We start from the raw sequence: 617 nt of genomic DNA, 5'->3' as shown, positions 1-617 counted from the left end.
TTGTAGCGCCCGGGGTAGTCGAAGCGCTCATAGTTCTGCGACTGGTGGGTGATGTTGCCGTCAGTCGCGCGGTGTTCCTGGCGGTATTGCGGGTTGGTGAAGGTGTAGTCCCGCTGCACCTGCCTGGCGGTGCGCACCTGTTCGCTGTAACGCAGGCGGCGCAGGCACGGCCTGGCCTGGTCGCCACCGCTGTTGGCACGGTACAGCACCTGGTCGGGGCCGATGTCGTCGTCATCGTAAAACCGTTCATGTTCGTCATCGGCCTTGATTGCGCCGCGGCTGATCGGTCCCAACGCCAGCAGCCGGTCGGTAATGATCAACTGGTGGTGTTTCGGCGTGTGTTCAAAGCGGTAGACGAAACCCTCCTCGCCAGCCAGGCGGGCGATGAAGTCGAGGTCGGTTTCACCAGCCTGCACGCAGAACTCGCGCACCTGGTGCTCACCGATGCTCTTGATTTCGAAACGGTGGATGCCCTGGCGCTGGAGCATCAGCTCAAGAATCTGCGGCACGGTCTTGTGCTGGAAGATGCGCCAGTTCGAACGCAGCCTGGCACGTGCCAGCAGCGGCTCGACCAGGGCATGGTAACGGGTGCGGTAAGGGCCGGTCTCGCCCTGGCT

1 protein-coding gene is annotated in these 617 nt (G+C 63.0%); it reads right to left on the bottom strand.

The window, feature by feature from the left end; translation table 11 throughout:
* Nucleotides 1-617 (bottom strand): contractile injection system protein, VgrG/Pvc8 family (locus ABE456_RS28465; RefSeq protein WP_346646905.1); only part of this gene is annotated, 617 nt, incomplete at both ends.

The organism is Pseudomonas sp. TWI929 (assembly GCF_039673335.1).
Lineage (GTDB): Bacteria > Pseudomonadota > Gammaproteobacteria > Pseudomonadales > Pseudomonadaceae > Aquipseudomonas.
This window is presented reverse-complemented; position numbering and strand designations above follow the sequence as displayed.